We start from the raw sequence: 2228 nt of genomic DNA, 5'->3' as shown, positions 1-2228 counted from the left end.
ATGACGGGTATCTGGTTTGAGAGGATGATCAGACACACTGGAACTGAGACACGGTCCAGACTCCTACGGGAGGCAGCAGTGAGGAATATTGCACAATGGAGGAAACTCTGATGCAGCAACGCCGCGTGGAGGATGACGCATTTCGGTGTGTAAACTCCTTTTAAGAGGGAAGATAATGACGGTACCTCTTGAATAAGCACCGGCTAACTCCGTGCCAGCAGCCGCGGTAATACGGAGGGTGCAAGCGTTACTCGGAATCACTGGGCGTAAAGGGTGCGTAGGCTGGCTTCTAAGTCAGATGTGAAATCCAATGGCTTAACCATTGAACTGCATTTGAAACTGGGAGCCTAGAGTTCAGAAGGGGCAGATGGAATTAGTGGTGTAGGGGTAAAATCCGTAGATATCACTAGGAATATCAAAAGCGAAGGCGATCTGCTGGGATGATACTGACGCTGAGGCACGAAAGCGTGGGGAGCAAACAGGATTAGATACCCTGGTAGTCCACGCCCTAAACGATGAATGCTAGTCGTCGGGGAGCTCGTCTCTTCGGTGATGCACTTAACAGATTAAGCATTCCGCCTGGGGAGTACGGTCGCAAGATTAAAACTCAAAGGAATAGACGGGGACCCGCACAAGTGGTGGAGCATGTGGTTTAATTCGAAGATACACGAAGAACCTTACCTGGCCTTGACATCCCGAGAGCCCTTAAGAGATTAGGGGGTGCTAGCTTGCTAGAACTCGGTGACAGGTGCTGCACGGCTGTCGTCAGCTCGTGTCGTGAGATGTTGGGTTAAGTCCCGCAACGAGCGCAACCCTCGTCCTTAGTTGCTAACAGTTCGGCTGAGCACTCTAGGGAGACTGCCTTCGCAAGGAGGAGGAAGGTGAGGACGACGTCAAGTCATCATGGCCCTTACGGCCAGGGCTACACACGTGCTACAATGGGGCGTACAAAGAGCTGCAATACCGCGAGGTGGAGCCAATCTCTTAAAGCGTCTCTCAGTTCGGATTGTTCTCTGCAACTCGAGAACATGAAGCTGGAATCACTAGTAATCGTAGATCAGCTATGCTACGGTGAATACGTTCCCGGGTCTTGTACTCACCGCCCGTCACACCATGGGAGTTGATTTCACCCGAAATCGGGATGCCAAACCGGCTACCGCTTACGGTGGAATTAGCGACTGGGGTGAAGTCGTAACAAGGTAACCGTAGGAGAACCTGCGGTTGGATCACCTCCTTTCTAAGAGTAACGACGAGTCATTCATTTGACTGCGTCATCTTAAATCTCACAGAGTATTGTCTTGACTGTCATTTCCTGCTTAGTCTTCAGTGATCCAGAGTTATTTGACATAGCTATATGGGTTTGTAGCTCAGCTGGTTAGAGCACACCCCTGATAAGGGTGAGGTCGATGGTTCGAGTCCATTCAAACCCACCATGAATCACTTATCTGGGGAATTAGCTCAGCTGGGAGAGCGCCTGCTTTGCACGCAGGAGGTCAGCGGTTCGATCCCGCTATTCTCCACCAGAAGTGTAAAGAGATCAGAGAAGTCTGATTCAAGTACTTAAATGAAGTATTTGAATTAGACTTTTAAAGTCTAAGATGTTATTTGAATTATTATTGTTAAGTCGTCAACTAAATATATTTGACATAGAGTGATCTATGAAGAATAAATTTAACGTAACTACAAACATTTCACTGTCTTATTCTTAATAAGGCGGTGAGCGCAAATTAGAAAAAGATATTAAGGGCCATAGGTGGATGCCTTGGCTGGTAGAGGCGATGAAAGACGTACTAGGCTGCGATAAGCCTCGGGGAGCTGCCAAGAAGCTTTGATCCGGGGATTTCTGAATGGGGCAACCCACTGTATCGAGAGGTACAGTACCCTTCGGGGGGCGAACCTAGGGAAGTGAAACATCTCAGTACCTAGAGGAAAATAAATCAAACGAGATTCCCAAAGTAGCGGCGAGCGAAATGGGATATAGGACAAACCGATGGCTTGCCATCGGGGTTGCGGACTGCATACGGCATTCTAAGTCGATAGATGAACCAGCTGGAAAGTTGGGCCACAGAGGGTGATAGCCCCGTAATCGAAATTGACAAAGAGCTAGCAGGATCCAGAGTAGGTCGGGACACGTGTTATCTTGACTGAAGCCGGGGGGACCACCCTCCAATCCTAAATACTACTACCAGACCGATAGCGAACCAGTACCGTAAGGGAAAGGTGAAAAG

Annotated in this window: 2 tRNA genes and 2 rRNA genes; all 4 read left to right on the top strand. The window is 48.9% G+C overall.

The annotated features are described in order from the left end of the window. A 16S ribosomal RNA gene (locus tag WB308_RS06660) occupies nucleotides 1-1237 on the top strand; the annotation flags it as partial. Nucleotides 1238-1356: 119 nt separating this feature from the next. Beyond that, nucleotides 1357-1433, top strand: a tRNA-Ile gene (locus WB308_RS06655). 14 nt (nucleotides 1434-1447) lie between these two features. Beyond that, a tRNA-Ala gene (locus tag WB308_RS06650) sits at nucleotides 1448-1523 on the top strand. A 207-nt stretch (nucleotides 1524-1730) separates the two neighbouring features. Next, a 23S ribosomal RNA gene (locus tag WB308_RS06645) occupies nucleotides 1731-2228 on the top strand; the annotation flags it as partial.

The organism is Sulfuricurvum sp., assembly GCF_049587615.1.
Taxonomy (GTDB): Bacteria; Campylobacterota; Campylobacteria; order Campylobacterales; family Sulfurimonadaceae; genus Sulfuricurvum.
This window is presented reverse-complemented; position numbering and strand designations above follow the sequence as displayed.